The organism is Hymenobacter seoulensis (assembly GCF_054780535.1).
On sequence record NZ_BAAGWD010000001.1, the window covers coordinates 1528974 to 1549468 of the forward strand.

The 20495-nt window shown below is 58.2% G+C and carries 21 protein-coding genes; 13 read left to right on the forward strand and 8 right to left on the reverse strand.

Annotated elements, in window-relative coordinates:
• Positions 1–187: 187 nt before the first annotated feature.
• Positions 188–994, reverse strand: a complete 807-nt coding sequence (locus tag ACYVHC_RS06570; RefSeq protein WP_460612867.1) for a TrmH family RNA methyltransferase — start codon at positions 992–994, stop codon at positions 188–190.
• A 172-nt stretch (positions 995–1166) separates the two neighbouring features.
• On the opposite strand from ACYVHC_RS06570, the gene ACYVHC_RS06575 reads away from it, so the two are divergent.
• From ACYVHC_RS06575 to ACYVHC_RS06620, 10 genes are all read left to right on the forward strand, one after another.
• Positions 1167–2651, forward strand: coding sequence for a sensor histidine kinase (locus ACYVHC_RS06575; RefSeq protein WP_460612868.1), 1485 nt, complete (start codon positions 1167–1169; stop codon positions 2649–2651).
• Positions 2652–2727: 76 nt separating this feature from the next.
• Entirely contained in the window at positions 2728–3138 is a 411-nt protein-coding gene (locus tag ACYVHC_RS06580) for a response regulator (RefSeq protein ID WP_460612869.1), read from the forward strand.
• Between the two features lie 351 nt (positions 3139–3489).
• Positions 3490–4446 carry a hypothetical protein gene (locus tag ACYVHC_RS06585; protein WP_460612870.1) on the forward strand — a complete coding sequence of 319 codons (957 nt, stop codon included), beginning with the start codon at positions 3490–3492 and terminating at the stop codon, positions 4444–4446.
• Positions 4447–4562: 116 nt separating this feature from the next.
• Positions 4563–5276: an endonuclease III domain-containing protein gene (locus ACYVHC_RS06590; RefSeq protein WP_460612871.1), complete on the forward strand. Its 714-nt coding sequence runs from the start codon at positions 4563–4565 to the stop codon at positions 5274–5276.
• A 34-nt stretch (positions 5277–5310) separates the two neighbouring features.
• Complete coding sequence (locus tag ACYVHC_RS06595; RefSeq protein WP_460612872.1) at positions 5311–5511, forward strand: hypothetical protein; 201 nt, start codon at positions 5311–5313, stop codon at positions 5509–5511.
• Positions 5512–5514: 3 nt separating this feature from the next.
• Positions 5515–5787 (forward strand): DUF167 domain-containing protein, encoded by a 273-nt coding sequence (locus ACYVHC_RS06600; protein WP_460612873.1) that lies wholly within the window; start codon positions 5515–5517, stop codon positions 5785–5787.
• A gap of 93 nt (positions 5788–5880) precedes the next feature.
• Positions 5881–6681: a ZIP family metal transporter gene (locus ACYVHC_RS06605; RefSeq protein ID WP_460612874.1), complete on the forward strand. Its 801-nt coding sequence runs from the start codon at positions 5881–5883 to the stop codon at positions 6679–6681.
• Between the two features lie 109 nt (positions 6682–6790).
• Positions 6791–8176, forward strand: coding sequence for an ATP-binding protein (locus tag ACYVHC_RS06610; protein ID WP_460612875.1), 1386 nt, complete (start codon positions 6791–6793; stop codon positions 8174–8176).
• Positions 8177–8198: 22 nt separating this feature from the next.
• Complete coding sequence (locus ACYVHC_RS06615; protein WP_460612876.1) at positions 8199–9410, forward strand: tetratricopeptide repeat protein; 1212 nt, start codon at positions 8199–8201, stop codon at positions 9408–9410.
• Between the two features lie 33 nt (positions 9411–9443).
• A complete protein-coding gene (locus tag ACYVHC_RS06620; protein WP_460612877.1) occupies positions 9444–10658 on the forward strand; it encodes a tetratricopeptide repeat protein in 1215 nt (404 codons plus the stop codon).
• A gap of 126 nt (positions 10659–10784) precedes the next feature.
• On the opposite strand, the gene ACYVHC_RS06625 is transcribed toward ACYVHC_RS06620, so the two are convergent.
• The 3 genes from ACYVHC_RS06625 to ACYVHC_RS06635 form a co-directional block, all read right to left on the reverse strand.
• On the reverse strand, positions 10785–12167 hold the full coding sequence (locus ACYVHC_RS06625; RefSeq protein WP_460612878.1) for an ammonium transporter: 1383 nt from the start codon (positions 12165–12167) through the stop codon (positions 10785–10787).
• A 429-nt stretch (positions 12168–12596) separates the two neighbouring features.
• Positions 12597–13793 carry a threonine synthase gene (locus ACYVHC_RS06630; RefSeq protein ID WP_460612879.1) on the reverse strand — a complete coding sequence of 399 codons (1197 nt, stop codon included), beginning with the start codon at positions 13791–13793 and terminating at the stop codon, positions 12597–12599.
• Positions 13794–13877: 84 nt separating this feature from the next.
• Positions 13878–14447, reverse strand: a complete 570-nt coding sequence (locus tag ACYVHC_RS06635; RefSeq protein ID WP_460612880.1) for a DinB family protein — start codon at positions 14445–14447, stop codon at positions 13878–13880.
• Between the two features lie 559 nt (positions 14448–15006).
• Here ACYVHC_RS06635 and ACYVHC_RS06640 point away from each other — a divergent pair.
• A complete protein-coding gene (locus ACYVHC_RS06640; protein WP_460612881.1) occupies positions 15007–15897 on the forward strand; it encodes a ComEA family DNA-binding protein in 891 nt (296 codons plus the stop codon).
• A 1-nt stretch (position 15898) separates the two neighbouring features.
• Here ACYVHC_RS06640 and ACYVHC_RS06645 read toward each other — a convergent pair whose 3' ends face one another.
• Together ACYVHC_RS06645 and ACYVHC_RS06650 are read right to left on the reverse strand one after the other, a co-directional pair.
• Complete coding sequence (locus tag ACYVHC_RS06645; RefSeq protein WP_460612882.1) at positions 15899–16381, reverse strand: phosphatase PAP2 family protein; 483 nt, start codon at positions 16379–16381, stop codon at positions 15899–15901.
• Between the two features lie 458 nt (positions 16382–16839).
• The gene (locus ACYVHC_RS06650; protein ID WP_460612883.1) at positions 16840–17418 is read right to left on the reverse strand and encodes a hypothetical protein; all 579 of its coding nucleotides are present in this window, start codon (positions 17416–17418) and stop codon (positions 16840–16842) included.
• Between the two features lie 249 nt (positions 17419–17667).
• On the opposite strand from ACYVHC_RS06650, the gene ACYVHC_RS06655 reads away from it, so the two are divergent.
• A complete protein-coding gene (locus ACYVHC_RS06655; protein ID WP_460612884.1) occupies positions 17668–18534 on the forward strand; it encodes a hypothetical protein in 867 nt (288 codons plus the stop codon).
• A gap of 62 nt (positions 18535–18596) precedes the next feature.
• On the opposite strand, the gene ACYVHC_RS06660 is transcribed toward ACYVHC_RS06655, so the two are convergent.
• Positions 18597–19568: a hypothetical protein gene (locus ACYVHC_RS06660; RefSeq protein WP_460612885.1), complete on the reverse strand. Its 972-nt coding sequence runs from the start codon at positions 19566–19568 to the stop codon at positions 18597–18599.
• A gap of 144 nt (positions 19569–19712) precedes the next feature.
• Here ACYVHC_RS06660 and ACYVHC_RS06665 point away from each other — a divergent pair, with 144 nt between their 5' ends.
• Entirely contained in the window at positions 19713–19904 is a 192-nt protein-coding gene (locus ACYVHC_RS06665; protein ID WP_045688855.1) for a cold-shock protein, read from the forward strand.
• An 82-nt stretch (positions 19905–19986) separates the two neighbouring features.
• Here ACYVHC_RS06665 and ACYVHC_RS06670 read toward each other — a convergent pair whose 3' ends face one another.
• Entirely contained in the window at positions 19987–20490 is a 504-nt protein-coding gene (locus tag ACYVHC_RS06670) for a gliding motility lipoprotein GldH (protein WP_460612886.1), read from the reverse strand.
• Between the last annotated feature and the right edge of the window lie 5 nt (positions 20491–20495).

Sequence of the window (20495 nt, forward strand, 5' to 3'; positions counted from 1 at the left end):
CCACTATCTGGCCCGGAACCACTGCAGGCATCCGAACACTGTATGCTCCTGACCAGCCTCTATTGCATAGCAACGCCCGTGGCTGTTGGCTGATACAGGCCACTTGCTCCAACCACCTCAAACAATGCATTTGCCTTCCAGAATCCATTAAAGCTCAACTATTGCAGCCTCAAGATAGGACATCTGGCTAAGCTCCGCGCTGGCGCACGGCTTCAAAGGTGAGAATGGCGGTGGCCGTGCTCACGTTTAAGGAGTCGATGGCACCGCGCATCGGGATGATAATGGTCTGGTCGCAGGCCTGCATAAGCTCCGGAGTCAGGCCATCAGCCTCGGTGCCCATTACGAGGGCAGTGGGACCCCGGAAGTCGCAGGTGGTGTAGGGCACGGCGTGGTCCGTGAGGGCGGCCGCGTACGTCCGGATGCCGTGGCGTCGGCACCACGCCAGCAGCTCGGGACGAGTGGTGGCAATGGTAGGCACCGTGAAGGAGCAGCCAATACTGCTCCGGATGGCGTTGGGATTGAACAGATCCGTGCGTGGGTCGCAGACGATAACGGCCGTGGCCTGGGCCGCATCAGCGGTGCGCAAAATGGCGCCCAGGTTGCCCGGCTTTTCCACGGCTTCCAGCACCAGCAGCAGCGGCGCGGCCGGCAGCGGCAGAGCCTCCAGCGTAAGCAGGGGCGGCTTTGCTAGGGCAAGCAGGCCATCAGACCCCTCACGGTAGGCAACTTTGTCAAATACGGCTTTTGATACCTCAAACCACTCGGGACCGTTGGCGCCAAACAACCGGTGCAGCTCCTGCTGGCGCTCCGGGCCAGCCAGCTCCGGGCACACAAACAGGGCGGTTATCACTACCCCGGCACCATGCGCAATGGTCAGCTCCCGAAAACCCTCAATAATGGTGAGGCCCTGCGCCCGCCGCTCCGATGACTTCTGCTGCAAACGAAGCAAATTTTTAATACGCGGGTTTTGCGGGCTGGTAATGAAATCGGGCATGAAGGCGAAATAAGGGCATTTCCAAAGCAACGCTTTGGTAGCACGTAGTGGTATCTGGCGCCACGAAGATACGCAGCCAACCTGCTCGGGCCGCGCGGTCTGGTAGGGCACAGTCCGGCGGCAGCTTGTACCTTAGGCCCGCATTTGCCGCTTGTACTTTTTGCCGCGCTTCATGGGTTTCACGCTTAACACCAAAATTATCCTGGGCTTTGTCATTGCCCTCGGAGTACTCCTGGCAACGTCCCTGACATCGTGGTACAGCATCCAGCAGCTTTCCTACTACACCCAGCAGGTAGAGCATACCTACCAGGTATTGGCCGGCACTGCCAGCTTGCGGGGCCACATGCGCGACGCCCAAAGCCATGTACGCGGCTATCTGCTGCTCAACGACACAGCTTCCTTACAAACCTTCCGCGAGGTGCTACCGGTTGCCTACGCCGACTTCAACCTGCTGCGCGGACTTACCTTTGATAACCAACGCCAGCAGCAGCGCCTCGATACGCTGGAGCAGGCCATGCAGGAAGAAGTAGCATACCTCGATAGCTGGACCAAACAAAAACCCGGTATCAAGGCAGTTCGGCAGCTGGTAATCGGCGACCGGAAGCGCCAGATGGAGCTGCGCCAGTTACTGGAGCGCCTGCGCCTGGATGAGGAGCTTCTGTTGCGCGGCCGCCGGCAGCGGCAGGAGTTTTTTGAGAAAACCACCCCCATTGCCATTGTGGTATCGGCGGTGCTGGCCACTTTCATTGTGCTATGGCTTTTCAGCAAGATTACCAAAGAGCTGCAAGCCAATGAAGAGCTACAGCTACAGCTTACCCGCAGCAACGAAGGCGTTGCACACCGGATTAGGCTGATTGAGGGGCTAGCAAACCGGGTAGTGCAGGGCGATTATTCCGTTAAAATATCTGACCTGGAGCAGGACAGCCTCGGCAACTTGGCCACAGCGCTCAACCACATGACCCAGGCCCTGGACAATAGCTTTACGGCGCTGGAAAACCGGAACCGGGAGCTTGATCAGTTTGCTTATGTAGCCTCCCACGACCTGAAAGCGCCGTTGCGCGGGGTAGTAACCGTTATGAAATGGATTGAGGACGAGCTGCCGCAGGAACTCAGCGAGCAGATGCGCCAATACCTGGACATGATGAAGGGGCGCCTGCATCGGCTCGAAGACCTCATTAACGGGCTGCTGGCGTATGCCCGCGCCGGCCGCGCGGAGCAGGTGCTGGAAGAAGTAAACGTGCAGGAGTTGGTGCAGGAAGTAGCCGACTTGGTGGTGCCGCCTACGTTTCGCGTCGAAACCCCTACTCCCCTGCCTACTTTTGTCACCGACCGCCTTAGCCTGCAGCAGGTGCTCACAAACCTGATGAGCAACGCCGCCAAATACCACAACCGGCCCGATGGCCTTATTACTGTTAGCTGCCGCGATGTAGATGAATGCTATGAGTTTCGGGTGCAGGACGACGGCCCGGGCATTGCCCCGCAGTTTCACCAGAAAGTATTCCTGATGTTTCAGACCCTCCGCGACCGGAATACCGCCGAAAGCACCGGCATCGGGCTCAGCATCGTAAAAAAGATTCTAGAAGAGAAGAAGGGCACGATTCATATTGATTCGGCCGAAGGGCAGGGTGCCGCCTTTATATTCACCTGGCCCAAGTAACCCTCCAGCCTAGCCCGCCGCCGATACCTGCGCGGCAGCGTCTCGCTTATTTCAACCACTCCATTCTCCTTCCCTCATGCGCTCAGTTCTGCTTGTTGAAGACGACTTCTTTGATACCATGACGGCCCAAAAAGCCTTCGAGAAATTCAGCGTTCCGCATCACCTGTACACTGCCTTCAACGGCTTAGAGGCCCTGGATATGCTACTTGGCACCAACGGCGTGGAACAGATTCAGCCGCTGCCAGAGGTAATTCTGCTTGATTTGAACATGCCTAAAATGAACGGGCACGAGTTTCTGGCAGAAATCCGCACGCATCCGGAGCTAAGCACCATCCCGGTTTTCATTATCACTACCTCTGGCATGGACGTCGACCGCCTCAGCGCCCAAAACCTGGGCGTAAGCGGTTACATCATCAAGCCCCTGGATTTTGAAACCAGCACCGACATGGTTGACAGCATCAGTCTGCTGGAAAAGCTGCTGCGGTAATAGGCAACACTAGGCCCCGCTTATGCCCCAACCATGGGCAGCGCGGCCCTGATGCCGACATTGCCGCACGCAGGCAGAAGTACTACCCCATTCGCAGCCGCAAACCTCTGCCCCATACTAGCCCAGCTGGCTCCTGGAAGGATGCAACCTTTCAGCCCCTAGGGTGCTCAAGGCAAAAAAACCGCACCTGCCGGAAAGTAGCACATACGCTGGAAATGAGGATTTTCGTTTGCTGGGCAGCCCGGGCACCTTCGGCGGAAATCTGCTGTTTCGAGGGGCCTGCTGCCCACAATTTGCACTGTCCGGGGGCTTGGCGTCTGATATTCTCCGCTTTCTGCTTTATTTGCTCGTATGTCGCTCCGTTCTCTCTCCCTACTTGCACTCTGCGCGCTGGCCTTTCCGGCCTTGGCGCAGCAAACGCCGCGTGAGCTAAACACGCTGCCCGGCGCTCCGCAGCCGGCTACCGTTCCGGCGCCAGCGCCAGCTTCTGCCCCCGCAGCCGCTACGCCTGCCGCCCCGGCCGATACTGCCCGCCGCGCCCCGCAGCCCCGTACGCTGGCCTCTCCGCCGGCCGTGCCCGACTCGGCCCGCACCCAACAGCGCCAAACTCAGCTGCCGCCTGCCAATACCAGCCGCTATGCTGTGGGCCTGAAATCGGGCCAGGTGATTAAAGGGTATGATGTAGAGTTAAAGCAGCCGCTATTGGGCCGCACGTTTGTGTTGGTTGATGGACAGCAGCGCTTCGAGCTGAACGATGTGCGCTACTATGAGGACGAAACCGGCTTCTATGTGCGCACTACCCTGCCAGGCCGCTCCAAGCGCGAAACCACTCTGCGCCGCGACCGGGTGGGCCGCATCAGCCTGTACTCCATCACTAGCCAGCAGTACTCCAATAACCCGTACGGCATGAGCCCCTACGGCATGGGCCGCTACGGCGGCTACCCCTACGGTGGTATGGGCGGCTTCGGGGGCTACCGCACCGTGCGTCAGGAGTACTTCAGCAAAGACAACGGCCCTATTGAAGACCTGAGCATCCGGAACCTGCAGTTGGCAACTACTGATAATGCGGGCTCGCAGCAGCTGCTGGCCAGTGCCCGCCGCTACCAAACCTATACCACGCTCAGCTACATTGGGGCGGGTGGTTTGATGCTGGCGGGCGTACTCTCCAGCTTTAACGGCAGCAATAGCTTTTCACTCTCGCCGCTGATGTATGCGGCCATTCCGCTGGCCATTGTGCCGCTGGTTATTGGCGGCAAGCAGCAGAACAACATCAAACAGGCTATTCTGCTCTACAACCGCGGACAATAGCGCAACCGTTTTCTTGGTAATAAGAAGCCTTCTCACCTCAGTGGGAAGGCTTTTTTATGCCCCAGCTAACCTCAACGGCCAACAGTTGCGTAGGCTACCAAGTGAAATCTTCTTCCTTGCCTGCACCTGATACTACCCTTGCTGAGCGCCGCGACCTGGCCCTGTGGGCTCATGAGCGGTTGTGCGCTGAGTATGGCGCGCCGTTTCCGTTCTTCAGCACCAAGGACCCGCTCAGTGAGTTGATCAGCTCCATGTTGTCTCACCGGACCCGCAACCAGGACTCCCACCGCGCCTACCAGCAACTACGGGCCCGGTTTCCGAGCTGGGATGCCGTGCGTGAGGCCCCCACGGCCGAGGTAGAAGAAGCCATCAGCCCCTGCACCTGGCCCGAGCAGAAAGCCCCGCGTCTGCAACAGGTGCTGCGCGAGGTAAGTCAGCGCTGCGGCGGCCCCTGCGACCTGGAATTCCTAGCTACGTTGCCCATTCCGGAGGCCCGGGCGTGGTTGGAGCAGCTGCCGGGAGTAGGGCCCAAAACCAGCGCGGCCGTACTGCTTTTCAGCACCCTGCGGCGCCCGGCCATGCCCGTCGATAGCCACCATCACCGCGTGGCCCAGCGTCTGGGCCTCATTGGGCCAAAAGTGGGGACGGAGGCTTCTCATGCCTTACTAGAAGCGTTGTTACCCGAGGGCTGGGACGCGCAGCAGGTATACGACCACCACGAGGCGCTGATGTTTCATGGTCAGAAATGCTGTTACTTTCATACGCCCGCCTGCGGTCGGTGCGTGGTGCTGGAACGCTGCCCGTTTGGACAGGCTCGCCTGAACCGATAAGTTTCTGCAACTTCCCGTCTCATCTCTCTTTCTCATGAAAACAACCTACGGATTACCTGCTCTGCTTTCAGTGTTTATTCCCGGCCTCGGACAGCTCGTTAAAGGCCAGATCATAAAGGCCATTCTGATTTGGGTAGTAGGCGGCATTGTGGGCTTTTTGCTGTCCTGGACGCTGATTGTGCCCTTCGTGCTGTGGGCCTGGAACGTGTACGATGCCTACAACGACCCCGCTTAAGGTGTGCCCGTTCTGCACCTGAAAGCCAAACCCAACGCCCGCCGCAACCTGCTGGAGCTAGCCCCCGATGGTGCCGTAACCGTTCGGCTGGACGCACCGGCCCAAGATGGTAAAGCCAATGTGTGCTTGTTGGGCTATCTGGCAGAGGTATTCGGGGTCAGCAAATCCAGCGTTACACTGCTTAGCGGCCATACGGCGCCCTTCAAGAAAGTAGAAGTGGCGGGCCTCAGCGACGAGCAGTTCCGAGTGGTGCTGGAGCGGTTTCGGGTGGCGTAGGGGGTAGCGAGGGTGTATCCTTCACCGAAGGTTTGCGTTGAAGCAATACCTGTACTGCGGCGCTTGCCGCGCCCGCTCCTCTCCCCTCCTTTTATGATGCATTTTCCTACCTGGGCCTTGGCTGGCTTTTGGGGCCTAGTGTCAGGTTCAGCTTTGCTGCTGGGTGCGGCCCTAGGCTATTTTGCGCGCGTGCCCCAGCGGCTTATTGCCGCCATTATGGCGTTTGGCAGCGGCGTACTGATTTCAACTCTCTCCCTGGAACTCATGGAGGAAGCCTACAAAACCGGCGGCTTTCTGGCCACGGCCCTAGGCTTTCTGGGAGGCGCAACCGCCTATACGGTAGCCAACTGGCTGCTGGCCCGCTACGGCGCCAAGCACCGCAAACGCTCCGGCCGGCACCAAGCGCACGAACGGCAAGCGGTGAAAAAAGGGGAGAAAGAAGGCACTGAAGCCGGTGACGACAATAGCATGGCGCTGGCAGTTGGCGCCCTGCTCGATGGCATTCCGGAAAGCATTGTTATCGGGCTGAGCATGCTAGCGGGCGGTAGCGTGAGTATGGTAGCGGTGGTAGCCATTTTCCTGAGTAATCTACCTGAGGGCCTAAGCAGTGCCTCGGGCATGCGCCGGGCGGGCCGCTCAGCTCGCTACGTACTTCTGCTCTGGGGCGGCATTGCCATAATATCGGGCCTAGCTTCGCTGGCGGGCTACACCTTGTTTAGCGGCTTTCCGCCCGAGATAGTAGCGGCCACCATGGCAGTAGCCGCCGGCGCTGTGCTGGCCATGATTGCCGACACCATGATTCCGGAAGCCTTTGAGGCCGCTCACAACTTCACGGGTCTCATCACGGTGCTGGGCTTCCTGGCGTCATTCGTGCTGAGCAAGCTCGGCAGCTAGGCATCGCCAACCTGTTCTGCTGCGGGCTGGTTGGCACTTGAATTCGAACCTCGAGGCAAGCCTTCGCCCTACATTCCGTAGCTTGCAGCTACTGTTTGTTTTGCTACCTATGCCTGATTCATCTGCTATTCAACCCTTACTAGAAGCGCTGGCTTTCTCGCCCGATAATCTGGCTCTTCGCAAGCACGTCGCCGATTTACTAGGCCAGTCGGGCCGGTTAACCGAGGCCGAAGACCTATACCGCACCGGCTTGCGCCAAGCTCCTGATGACGTTGAGCTGCAGCTCGGCTTAGCCACTACCTACGCGGGATTGGGTAAGACGTCGGCGGCTTTTGTGGTGGTAGAAGAGCTACTGGCCGCCAAGCCGGAGCACGCTCGCGGCCACCTGCTGCACGCCCGTTTACTGCTCGATACCAACCAGGCCGCTGCGGCCCGTGAGGCCTACCAAGCAGCGCTGCACCACAACCCAACCTTAGAAGATGCCGACTTACTAGCGCGCCTGCGCGGTAGCGCCGGTACGGCTCAACCGGCGCACGGCGGCTCACCCATTGCCTTTTCAAGCCAGGAGGGCTCCGGCAGTTCCGAGGACGAAGAATTCAGCATCGAACACACGCTGTTTAGCGGGCTGGAGCGCCCCAAAATCACGTTTGCGGATGTGGGTGGCATGGAAGCCATCAAGGAAGAAATACGCCTTAAAATAATTCATCCGCTGCAGTTTCCTGATCTGTACAAAGCCTACGGCAAAGCGGCTGGCGGTGGGTTGCTGCTGTATGGCCCGCCCGGTTGCGGCAAAACCCACCTGGCCCGCGCTACGGCCGGCGAGGTGCAGGCTAGTTTTATCCATGTGGGTATCAACGATATTCTGGATATGTGGCTGGGTAACAGCGAGCGGAATCTGCACCAGATTTTCGAGCAGGCCCGCTTGCAGGCGCCCTGCGTGCTGTTTTTTGATGAGGTAGATGCCCTGGCCGCCAACCGCCACGACTTGCGCCAGAGCGCTGGCCGCACCGTCATCAACCAGTTTCTCTCGGAGCTGGATGGGGCCACCCGCTCCAACGACGGCGTGCTGATTCTGGCGGCTACCAACGCGCCCTGGCAACTCGACTCCGCCTTCCGCCGCCCCGGCCGCTTCGACCGGATTCTGCTGGTTACGCCCCCCGATGAGCCCGCCCGTGAAGCCGTACTAGAGGTGCTGCTGCAAGGCAAGCCCGTGGCCTCGACTGTAAATCTGCGCAAGCTAGCGGCCCAAACGGCCGGCTACTCTGGTGCCGACCTGCAAGCGGTGATTGATGTGGCCATAGAAAGCCGCCTGCGCGAGTCGATGAAGGCCGGAAAGCCGTTGCCGCTGGAGCAAAACACCTTGCTGGAGGCTGCCGGCAAAGTGAAGCCTAGTACCCGCGAGTGGTTTGCAACCGCCAAAAACTACGCCCTCTACTCCAACGAAGGTGGCATCTACGACGATATTCTGGTGTACCTGGGCATTAAAAAACCCTAGGTAGTCTGCAGGGCCAAAGCGTATGGAATTCGTAGAGAACAGCCGGTGGCAGGAAGCGGTGCAGCACTTGCTGGCCGTGCACCGCCCGGAGCAAGCGGAGCAGCTCGTGCGGAGGCGCCTGGCATCTCATCCGGAGGAAGCCGCCGGGCACGAATTGCTCGGACTGGTGCTACTTCACCAGCCCGGCCGTCATGCAGAGGCATTGACGGCGGTTCGGCAAGCCATTTCTCTTGACCCACAGCAACCTGACCCCCACTATTTCCATAGCGTTGCGCTGCTGCGCAACGAGCAACCTTTTGAGGCGTTGCGCGCCATCGAGGAGGCGTTACGGCTTAATCCGCGCAGCGCTTCGCTTTTCGGGCATAAGGCAGTTATCCTGAACACGCTCACGCGCTATGAGGAAGCATTGGCCGCTACAAAGCTCGGCTTGTATAGCAACCCCAGCCATAAGGAGTGCTTGTTTCAACGCATCAGGGCCCTGCGCAACTTGCATCAGCCAGAGGCCGCGGCCCTAACCATTGGGCAACTCCTGCGCTGGTACCCCACGTTAGCGCTTGCGCATTATTTGCAGGGCGAAGAAGAGCTCCACCAATCTCAGCTTACTGCAGCCGAAGCGCACTTTCGGGAGGCCATGCGGCTTGGCCCCACCGATGAAAGAGCTAAAAAGAAGCTACTCCCCCTGCTGGTTCGGCTTGGGCAGCAAGCACAGGCTGAGGGCGAGCTGAGGCAGGCACGTGCTTACTTTCTGCAGGCCTGGCATCTGGAACCCACTTATCCGGAAGCACGCCAGGGCATAGAACAGCTAGCGAAGCGTACATTCTGGCTCAAGCGGCAATTGCTTCGCTTCGATGACTGGGCAACAACTATACAAGAACAAGCCCGGCAGCGCCAGCTCAAAGGATGGCTTCTGCTGCTTCTGGTACTATGCCCCATTATTGCCTTCGGATGTCTCCCGCTGATTCTGTTGCATGCGATTGCCGCTGTGCAGTGGCGCCGACACCCCGATGTGCGGATGCTGGACCTATACGTCTCTCCCCTGATGCTTGCTTGGCGAATACTCTTGGTGATATTGGTGGGACTAGGGTGCCTGGCTCTGGTTATTGGGTTTCGACTTTGGTTGGATACACAATCAAGAGAAGATATTGCTGCTCTATTCCTTTTAGTAGCCTTCGTAGTTTCCATTGTGGTATGGTTTTCCAAAAAGGAAACTCCTCAGCTCCCCTTCAACGATTAATGCGTTTCACTTTCCCTGCCACTGCCACCCCCTATGGAACAAACCAACTGGTCTGAACGCATCCTACTGCTACTGCGCCAGGGCCGGGCGGCGCAGGCGGAGCAGGAGCTGCGCCGCATTCTGCACAACGAGCCCAACGATGCCTTGGCGCATGCGTGGCTGGGCATGGCGCTCCTCGACCAGAACCAGCTAGCAGAAGGCCAGCAGCACATTGAAACAAGCATAGGGTTGTCGCCCGAGTTTGATTTTGCGTACTACCTGCTCAGCCTCGCCCACCAGCGCCAGCAACGGCTTTCGGAGGCCCAAGAAGCTATTGAGCAAGCCTTAGCCCTCGACCCCACCGATTCTAACTACCACCACACGCTGGGCCTGATCCGGTTTCAGCGGGGCCAGTGGGAGGGTGCGTTGCGAGCTGCCGAAATGGGCCTAGCCTATGACCCCGAGCACGTAGATTGCCTGGGGTTGCGCGGCCGCTGCCTAGCCCGCCTCGGCCGCGCCCAAGATGCTGCCGATTCGCTGCAAACCGCCCTTCGGTACGACCCAGACGATGCCGGCACCCACGCCGATGCCGGCTGGGTAGCACTGGAAGCCGGCCGCCACCGCCAAGCCCTAGAGCACTTCCGCGACGCCCTGCGCCGGCAGCCTACCTCCAACTACGCCCGCGAAGGCCTAGTGGAATCATTGAAAGCCCGCTACTGGGTATACCGTGCGTTTCTGCGTTTCACCGTCTGGACGGAAAAGCTAAGTGGCGGCAAACGTCAGCTGTTGTTTATCGGGCTGTATGTGCTGGTGCGCTTTATGCCCGTGCTGTTGCCGCTGTACCTGCCGCTAGTGTTTATGAGCTGGTTCGCTGACCCCATGTTTAACGGTTTGCTTCTGCTAAATACTTACGGCCGGCATGCGCTTTCTGAGGCGCAGCGGCGGCAGGCGCTGGCGTTTGCAGTGGTATTGGTTAGTGCGCTGGGGCTGCTGGCGGTTTCCACTATCTGGTCAATAGGGTGGATTGATGCCACGGGCTGGGGGTTGCTAGGCAGCTTGTTTCCGCTGGTAGTGGCGCTGCGGCCGCGTATTGCGGCGCGCCCTCGCAACTGGGCCATTGGTACGCTGGTGATGCTGGTTGGCCTCGGACTGCTGGGCTCAGTCATCAGCTTGCTTGCCCCCGCCTCTGGCGCCTACACTATGGTGCTGGGCTTGCTGCTGCTTGTGTTGGTTGTTTATACCTGGACGATGGCCCTGCGTCCTTCCTAGTCTTCTTAAACTTACTAGCCCCTCCTGCTGTCTAAAGCCACCCAAAACTCGTTGAGTGGCTCTAGACAACAGGAGGGGCTAGTGTTTATGATGAACTTTGCTTTTGCTTCTGCCAGAAGCTGGGGTTCACGCATTTTCGGGGGCTAGCTCCCGGCGGTAGGTGCGCTCAAAGTCTTCGTCGATGTGGTACGTGGACTCCTCGTGCTGGCTGAGGTCGAGGCCAAGCTCTTCTTCCTGTAGCTTCACACGCAACCCAAAAATGCGGTCCGTGATTTTCAGCAGCACCCAGCCTCCCACAAACGAGTAGGTTACCACAATCAGCAGGCCTAGCAAGTGGTAGCCGAAGGTGGTGAAGGAGCCATGAATCAGGCCCACTTTATCGGCGAACACCCCGGTCAGGAGCATGCCCACAATACCGCCCAGCCCGTGGCACGGAAACACATCCAAGGTATCATCGATGGTAGTGCGTGAGTTCTGCCAATGCACCGCCGCATGGCTGATTAAGGCAGCCAGTACCCCAAACAAGATGCTTTGGCCATAATCGACGTAGCCAGCAGCCGGCGTAATAGCTACCAAGCCCACCACCGCGCCGGTGCACGCCCCAACTGCGGTTGGCTTACCGCCTCGCACTATCTCCACCAGCAGCCAAGCAATAAGAGCGGCGGCTGAAGCCAAATTGGTATTCACGAAGGCCAGGGCTGCTACCTCGTTGGCGCCTAGGGCCGAGCCGGCATTGAACCCAAACCAGCCAAACCACAGTAAGCCCGTCCCGAGCAGTACATACGGCACATTGGGTGTTGAGAAAGAAGTGCTACGCAGGCTGGCCGAGCGGCGCCCGAGCACCATGGCGCCCGCCAGCGCCGCTACGCCCGCCGAGATATGCACCACCGTACCGCCAGCAAAATCCAGCACGCCCCATTTGCGCAGGAATCCCTCGGGGTGCCAGGTCCAGTGGGCCAGCGGGCAATAAATGAACAGGCTGAACAGCACCATGAATGCCAGGTATCCTTTAAACCTAACCCGTTCAGCAAATGAGCCGGTGATGAGGGCCGGCGTGATAATGGCAAACTTGAGCTGAAAGGCAAAAAACAGGATAAACGGGATGGTAGGCGAAAGCAGTGGGTGCGGCGCCGTGCCCACATTACGCAGCAAAATAAACGTACGCGGGTCGCCGATGAGGCCATACCAGGAGTCGCCGTAGCACAGCGAAAAGCCCACAAAGTAGAATACCACGGTAATGACACCTAGTGCTACAAAACTCTGTAGCATGGTGCTAATAACGTTTTTGGGGCGCACCATGCCGCCGTAGAAGAACGATAAGCCCGGCGTCATAATTAAGACAAAAGCTGTAGCGGTCAGCATCCAGGCTACATCGGCACCGTTGAGTGAGCCGGGGACGGCGGCGGGGTGAGGCACGCGCACCAAAGCAGCCACCAGCGCTAATACCAAGAGTGTGCCCAGCATGAACAGACTAATGCCTGGGCGAAAAGGGGCGACTTTCGGTGTCATACTATCGTTTTTAAGTAACAGCCTTCTTTTACAAGGGCAATCTACTTAAAAACGATATATATTTCACAAATACCCCTTTCAACTCAATGTCACCTTCAGCATCACGCGTACTATATTCTTACTCACTACCCTTAAAATTACGGCCACCTGTTTTATATTCTCTTTTTGCTTATTCCCTACTCCCATCCAATAGCTCAGCCTTATTTCACCGCATAATCTCTTCTTGCTCACCCTTGCCGTTCGCGCTTCTCGCTAACTAGAATTGCTTTAAAAACCTGGACTTAGTTAGATGCCCGTCATGCTGCTGAGCATAGTCGGCTTCAGGGCCAACGCAAACGCCTACTTCCGCTGACAGCAAGGCCGTGTCAGGTGAAGCAGGCGTTTATGTAGGTGCACTGCCTACTCTACGTTACTAAGTCAGGAGGCAGATTACGCTTGGCCAACGATATTCTCCAAATACTTCTGGGCCGAGCCGGTGTTGAGCAGCAGCACCTGTTCCTCAGGACGCAGCCAGCCGGTATGCAACAGGTGTCGGGCGGCCATCCAGACGGCGGCTCCTTCTGGCGCCACAAATAGTCCCTCCTCTTTGCCCAGTTCCCGCAGGCCTTCCAACATTTGTGCGTCGGTGATGGCTAAGGCCATGCCATTTGATTGCTGAAGTACCTCCAACATCAGCGGCTCGCCGAGGGGGCGTGGCACCGCCAGGCCATTGGCAATAGTTGGCTGCCCTACGTAGTTGTGGCAATTCGCCTGTTGGCCCGATATGGTTGCCACCAAGGGGCAGCAAGAAGCAGCCTGCACGGCCACCATCCGGGGCAACTTGGCGTGCGCCGACAACCAGCCCAAGGCCTGCATCTCACGCAAGGCTTTCCAGATGCCGATGAGGCCTGTTCCGCCGCCGGCCGGATATAGCAATACATCGGGCAGTTGCCAGTTTAGCTGCTCAGCAATTTCATAGCCCATGGTTTTCTTGCCCTCCAAGCGGTACGGCTCCTTTAGGGTTGATACATCGAGCAGTTCACCGGCCGCATTCAGCTCGCGCACACGGGCAGCGCAGTCATTGATTAGGCCATCTACTAGGTGCACTTCGGCCCCATACCAGTAGCATTCCTCCCGAAATGCCTGGGGCGTGTGCCGGGGCATCACCACTACCGCGCGCAATCCGGCCCGGGCACAATAGGCAGCCATGGCTACCCCGGCGTTGCCGGCCGTGGGAATAATGCAGCCGGATACGCCCAGCTCTTTGGCTTTGGATATGGCCATACCAAGCCCGCGCGCTTTAAACGAGCCAGTAGGGTTTTGGCCTTCATCTTTGAGCAGCAAGTCGGCAAAGCCGTAATGGGCGGCCAGGCGCGGCAGAGGTAGTAGCGGCGTCCAGCCTTCGCCCAAGGTTACCCGGTTACGCTCATCGAGCAGGGGTAGCAGGGCGCCGTACCGCCACATGGAGTTTTCGGCCGTTCGGATGCCGGCGGTGCGGGTTAGTGGCTCGCCTAGGTCATAGGAAGCCAGCAAGGGTTGCGCACAGCAGTCAGAAACACGCTGCAATGTAAAAGCCGAATGCGGCGCGTGGCAGGCGGCGCAGTGCAGTTCGTGGAGGCGCGAGGTGGTAGCGAGGAGAGTAGTCATAGCGTCAGGATGAACGCAAAACTCCCCTCCTCCTATTCCGTTCGCAAACGGCAATTTGGAATAGGCTATATCCGTTTGGAATACCTAGCGGGCATCCAGCACCCGCTCTGCCTGCTGCACATGGCGCTTGGTGTGCTCCACTAGTAGCTCCAGGGCATCGGTCAGGCGGGGTAACAGCAGCGGCACAATAGGATTCGGAATGCGGATGGCATTGGCATTCACACCGCGAGTCTGCTCAATCAGGTTTTCCAGCTCATCCAGCTGGCGGCTAAATACTTCTATCACGGTACGCGGCAGCCGCGAGCCGCTGGGCGCATACTGCTGCGGCGACTTCATGGCTTTTTCGCTGGCTGGCACCCGCATGGCATCGGTCATCTTCTTGCCAAAAAAACCGTGCGCTACCAGCTCACTGGGTTTGGAGCCCCGTTCCCGCGCGGCCTTGATTTTGCGACTCATAATGGGCAGATACAACCCGCCCACAATGTTGAGGTGTTCTAGGCATTGGCCCACGCTCCACTTGCCGGGCCCGGGCCCGCGGTTCAGCTGGTCATCGGTAAGCGGCCGGAAGCGGCGGGTAGTAATTTCCCGAACCTGTTGCAGATCTGCAGCCAGCGAATCCAGAAAATCAGTGGTGCGGCGGGGGGAAACGCTCATAGTAGTACCGGGCAAATAGGCAGGAAACAGCTGTAATGATACGGGCTGCAGACCGTTTCAGCAACGGTTCGGGTAGTTTGCGGCCTGATTAGCCTAAAAACCGCGTGCCTACGCTTGGCCAAACGCCTCACTCCAGCGGCTATTGCTTCTGTTGCTTTCCGGCTCCGCTCAACTAGATTTTCAGTACCGAAACGCCCGCTTTTCTGCGCATTCACCAAGTGCTTAAAACGGCCCCTGAACACCTGCTGAGCACTATATAGTCGGGTTTGGCTGCCAGCAGGGGCTAGTAGTTGAGCTTGTGTGCCTCCTGATTTCCTGCTATTCTCAAGCCCGCATTTTGAGGAAAGCGCCGCTGTAACACTGGCTACGTCGCGTGCCATGCGCCGCACTATTAGTTACCTATTTCGTATTCGCTATGTCAGCTCCGCGCCCGGCTGCGCCGCCTAAGCCAGCTTTAACTGCCCGTCGAACGTCGGCTTCGGTTCTGTACCGGGCAGTGCGGCGTTACTTTGGCTTTTCGAGGCGCGAAACCTCGGGATTAGTAGTACTTCTGGCGCTTATGGTGCTATGGTTGGCGCTACCCCAATTGTTGCGGCCAAGTCTGCCGAAGTACAACCCGGCTTCTGACCAGCGGCAGCTCGATCAGTGGGCAGCGGAACTGGCCGCCCGGCGCACGGCACGCCCTACCTACGCCAGCCGCTACTCCCGCCGGCCCGTGGTGCCCCAGGTAACGCTGGCACCCTTCAACCCCAACCTGCTCACGGAAACCGACTGGGAAGCCCGGGGCCTGCCCCACTACGTAGCCCAGCGCATCGTGAAGTATGGTAAAGTCATTGGCGGATTCCGGGCTAAGGAACAAATACGCCGCACGTATGGCCTCGAGGATTCCATATACACTCGGTTGGCGCCTTACATTCTGCTCCCCGACCAGCTTCCGCCGCGCGAAGCCCGCTCCTACGCTGGTTCTCGCCATAGCCCCTACCCGGAGCGGCAACCGTTTGAGCAGAAGCCCGACCGCTTTCCGCGCAAGCCTGCGCACCTGACTGCCTTTGACCTGAACTCGGCGGATACCACGCAACTGATGCAGATTAGGGGCATTGGGCGCGGCTATGCGCGGCGGGTAGTAGAATACCGGCAGCGCCTGGGTGGCTTTCTGCGCGAAGAGCAGGTAGCGGAAATCTACTCCCTGCGCGACGCACCCGACCTCGTGGACAGCCTGCGCAAATACACGTTTGTGGCCACAGGCTTCATGCCCCAACTCGTGGACGTGAATAACGCCTCGTTTGAGGTGTTGCAGGCGCATCCGTACGTGGGCAAACGGCTGGCCAGGGTGCTCGTTGCCTTCCGGCAGCAGCACGGCCCCTTCCGCCAAGCCTCCGATCTACGGCAGATTCGCATTCTGGATGAAGCCACTTTTGAAAAAATGCAGCCCTATCTGGTGGTGAAATAGCCTAGCGCACCACTACCGAAACACCCATAGCTCCGCCCGGAAAATACATCGGCAGCAGAAGCAGCTTCTGCCCAACCCGGGTGGGCAGCAGATGAGCAGCCACGGGATATAAGCGCCAAACGGCTTCGGCCGATAAAAACCCTACCCCCGCCCCGGCCAATACATCCGTAACCCAGTGTCGGTTGTTGAGCATTCGCATGGCGCCGGTGGCCGCTGCCACCCCGAAACCTCCCACGGATGCCCACGGATGCTCCCGCCCAAACTGCTCGTGTAGCAGCGTGGCTGTCAGGAAGGCTTCGGCAGTATGGGCGGAGGGAAAAGAACTGAAATCGGCAGGATCATCGGGGCGGCCAGTATGGCCCAACTGTTTGAGATGCGTAACTACCCCTGAGCTCAGTACATGCGCAAGCCCATAGCACACAGTGAAAGGCACTACCCCCCGCTCACCGTGCAATCCCACAGCCTGCATGGCGTAGGCCGCCACGATGGGCAGGTGGCGCGAGTAGTCATCGAAATGAGTATGGAAGCGCGGAAAAGCCTCCCGCGTTTCGTGCTACATCTCCTCTTTCACCTCATCCAGCAGATTTTCGTTATGGCTTATATATCCAAGTCCAATCAACGAAACCGGAATAGCCGTACGCCATACTATGGCTCGTCGCCAAGCAGGCGGAGCAGACGATACGCCTATCATGGAAGCAGCTGCCGAGTCTGAAGCGGGAGCGAACTGTTGGGCCCACGCAACCGGCCCTGAGAGAAACAGCAGGAGAACACCAAGCAGAAAACGCATACGGGGAATGGTGCCGGATATAGACACGACAGTTCTACAAGATAGGCCTTTCCGGCCCCCTTGTGCACCAACGCTGGTTCAGGAAAGCGTATTTTTCGCCAAATAGTCTGCTGGAGCCTGTGTAGCTCCCGGAACGCTTTGCGCTACAGCGGAGCCTAGGCAAGCCGCTGAAACTGCTGTTCCGCTTCTGCATCTGAAAACAGGTGGTTGATGCGGGGCTGTAGCACCCAAAGACCAATTGGGAAAAACCAGAGCATAAAAAACTCACCCACATACGAACCCAAGTGCGCGGGCGCTTGCAGCTCAACAGATTTCAGGGCTTTGGCTGTGAACTTCAAACTATACAAGATGAACCCGATAGAGAGCAGGTGAAAGGGCACTATCAGAGCCAAGAGGGCCAGATTCGGTGCTCCTCCGTTGGTTGTTGAGGCCACCCAGAACCCAACGCTACACACCATCAGCAGATAAACCACCGGGAAGAATAACGCCATCTTAAACCGCGTTAGATTGAGGTTGGCTGTTGCCGGGAGCCTAGTGTGCAGGTTGGTAGCCAAGGTGTAGAGCCAGCAAAAAAACGGCACCACGCTCAGCACCGCCAGCACCGGAAGTGTAATCGGTAGCAGTTCGGCAGTACCGACAGTAAGTATGACCGTTGCAATAACTGGCACCAGAATAAATCCTCCTAGCAGGAATAGTATGAGTTGCCAGGGTTTACAGGTCAGTAGAAATTTCATAAAATATGGCGGGGAGCATGACATTACATGCTGATGCAAAGAAGTGAATAGGATTCCGTACTACCCCTATTTCTTTCTGAAACCGGAACCCATTTAGGTACTAGGCCTGCCAAGTTGCTGAACCCTATATTCACGGGTATAGCAAAGCTTGTACCTTAAGATAAGCACACTCCGGGCCGGCTGCTTCAGCTTGCACTGCGTAAGCAGCCTACTTTTGGGTTGTTTTCTGGCTAACCTTTGCCTTTCCCTATGCTCTATCTACTGCGCGATAAGCTGTTTCCGGTGTTCGTTTTTTTGCACTCGGTGCTATGTGGATGCTCTCGCGACCAAGGCCGAGGCGAGTTTGCCACCATCACGGACCAGTATACTGTGGAGGAGCTCGGGCGGCTTGACAAAGAGAAAGTGGCCGAAAGCTCGGGCATTGAAATCGCCAGTCCCGAAGGCGACCTATGGACCAATGCCGATGGCGGTAACTCCTCGCGGCTGTACAAGGTAACGCAGCAAGGCGACTTGCTGCAATCCGTTGACCTAGCGCCGCTTCCGAATATTGATTGGGAAGACCTGACCCAAGACGATGAGCGCCGGATTTACGTCGGCGACTTTGGCAACAACCAGAACAAGCGCCGCAACCTGTGCATTTACCGGCTCAGCGGCCCCAAGCTAGACCAGGTAGATACCATCCAGTTCAGCTACTCCGATCAGCGGGCATTTCCGCCCCGCAAGCCTAACCGCAACTTCGACTGCGAAGCCTTTTATTACTATCAAGACAGCCTGTACCTGTTCACCAAAAACCGGGGCGAGGGCCAATGGGTAAAGCAGTACGTGCTACCCGCCCGGCCCGGCCGCCACACGGCTCGCCTCACCGACAGCCTGGAACTCACCAGTTGGGTAACCTCCGCCGACATCAGCCCCGATGGCAAGCGCGTGGCGCTGCTGGGCTACGGCCATGTATATCTGTTTGAGCGGCTACCCGGCCGGCGGCTTTTCGATGGCCTGAAAACCTGCTTGAACCTGCCCAGTTCCGGGCAAGCCGAAGCCCTGGTTTTCGTGAATGACCAGGATTTTATTTTCAGCAACGAAAAAGGCAAGCTGTTCTCGGCAGCCCGTAAGCCCTAACCTAAACCGCCCGGCTACGCAACGTACGTAGCCGGGCGGCAGGGTTTGAGGCCGATGAGAACCTAGTCGGGGGTGCTGGTGCGGCCCGGCATGGGGCCATAGTCTGCGCCTTTGTCTTTTCCAGTGCGGTCGTCAGAAGCACCGCCATAGTTTTGGGCGGCATCTTGCCGGTTGTAGTCACCGCGGGAGGGCGAGCCGTCGGCAGTGTCATTGGGGGTAGCCGAGTCGTATTCGTCGTTGTAGGAGCCGCCTTTGGTGCCGAAGCCGCTTTCTTCGCTGCCCTGAGCGCTGGTGCCGGGGGCAGCATCGTAGCCGCTCCGAGAGCCGGAAGTAGGCGTGGCATCGGCCTCTTGGGTGCCCTGGCTACTGTTGGAAGGCGCTACCCCGGTCTGCTGGCCCTGCGGCCCACCTTCTGGGCGGTTTGGCAAATAATCTTCCTGCTGGTTGCGGTGCGTAGAGTTGGGCTGCGCACCAGCGGTAGTACCGCCGCCTAAGGAAGAGGTACCATACGAATCAGCATAGCCTGAGTCGGGGCCTTTGGGGGCAGCATTATCGTTCGCGAATTCCGGGCCTACGGCCGAGCTAGCTGGCATGGCAGCTCCAACCGGCTGCGTACCAAAGCTCCCGTTGCCCGCATCGGGGAACCCACCTGGGCGCTGCTCCCGCTCGCCGATGTAGCCGGTGGTAGCGGCGGGCGTATCGAGAGAGCCAGCGTAGGTAGCGTTGCCGCGGCTTAGCTCATTGCCGTAGCCCCCCTGGGTAGTGCCTAGGTCTGATTGCCGGCCAAACTCACCGCGGCTGGCCCCGGCTACTTCATTTTGGTAATGGTTGGGGTCGTGAGCGAAAGGTTGCTGCCCTACTGTATTGGCTGGCGCCTGCCACTCAGGCAGCGTGAGTTCCTGGTTTTCCGGCTCGCCGGGTTGGGCCGTTGCTTTGTTCTGCGCAGGTGTGCCGGCAGCGGAGGCCGCCGGTGGGTTGGTGCCGGAAGCAGGGGTAGTGGGTGTATTGTCGGTGGAATTCGGGGTATCAGCCATGGCAGTAGTGTAGTAGGGATGCGTACAATTAGGCTTTCATACGCAACCGTTGAGCACACGTTCCGAGCTCAGGGGTTTTGTCAATCTGGAAAACCATGTAGATTTACCGCCATTCTTTCACCCCACAACCGCTTACCCCCCGCTATGAAAACCGGCAAAGTGAAGTTTTTCAACGAATCGAAAGGCTATGGCTTCATCGTTCAGGATGAAAATGGCCAAGAAATCTTCGTACACCAGACCGGCCTTGTGCACGAAATCCGCGAGAATGATCGGGTATCGTTTGATGTTATCGACGGCAAAAAAGGTCAGAACGCCGTGAAGGTTGAGCGCATCTAGCGCAGGTAGTACCTACCGAAAAAGCCTCATCAGATGCATCTGATGAGGCTTTTTGCTTTTATCGGGAACCGAGCTAGACTACCTACTTGCCGGGCGCGTCTTTAGCTACCCGCACGCCCACGGCCATAATTCCCCGAAGCTGATCCTGGCGCATGTACTGCTCCAGCATGATCTTATACGTGCCGGTTTGGCGAAACTGCTGGTTGGGCAGGGCCAGAATCTGATGGTCGTAGATGTCGCCGGTGCCGTGGCCGTGGGGCTCGCCGGTTTGCGGATCCAGCAGCAGCATTTGGTGCAGCAACCTCGACACAGGTTTGCCATCGGGCCCCGTGAGCGTGTGCTTCACGTAGAGGTTATAATACTCGTAATCGGCGGCGTTGCGGATATTGAAGTAAATATCGTAGCGCTGCGTGGTGTCCGGAATATCAAACTCAAACGTGGGCTTTTCCTGCACGGCCCATACATAAGGCTCGCCGCTCGGCGACTTCAGATCAATGTTTTTTTCATACACCTGGTTGGGGTCGCAGGCGGTTGTCAGCAAGGCAAGGCCTAGTAAGGCCGGCAGCAGGCGAGGGAGTGCGCGCATACTCA